1 protein-coding gene is annotated in these 262 nt (G+C 66.8%); it reads right to left on the bottom strand.

The window, feature by feature from the left end; translation table 11 throughout:
* A partial coding sequence (locus KVT37_RS32320; RefSeq protein ID WP_217579041.1) for a hypothetical protein occupies positions 1 to 262 on the bottom strand: 262 nt, incomplete at both ends.

Below are 262 nucleotides of genomic sequence, written 5' to 3'. Positions count from 1 at the left end.
ATGGATGATCTGCATGGCGCGGCCGCCGAGCACATAGGACGGGCGCACCACCAGCGGTAAGCCGAGCTCGCCGGCGACGAGGCGGGCCTGCTCGACCGAATAGGCGTTGCCGTTTTTCGGCTGGGTGAGGTTGAGCTTGTGCAGCAGCTTCTGGAAACGGTCGCGGCCTTCGGCCAGATCGATCATGTCGGGCGAAGTGCCGAGGATCGGGATGCCGGCCTTTTCCAGCGCGACGGCCAGCTTCAGCGGCGTCTGGCCGCCG

Source organism: Mesorhizobium sp. GbtcB19 (assembly GCF_019091085.1).
GTDB lineage: Bacteria > Pseudomonadota > Alphaproteobacteria > Rhizobiales > Rhizobiaceae > Mesorhizobium.
The sequence above is the reverse complement of the archived record's forward strand: the minus strand, read 5'-3'. Positions and strand labels throughout refer to the sequence as shown.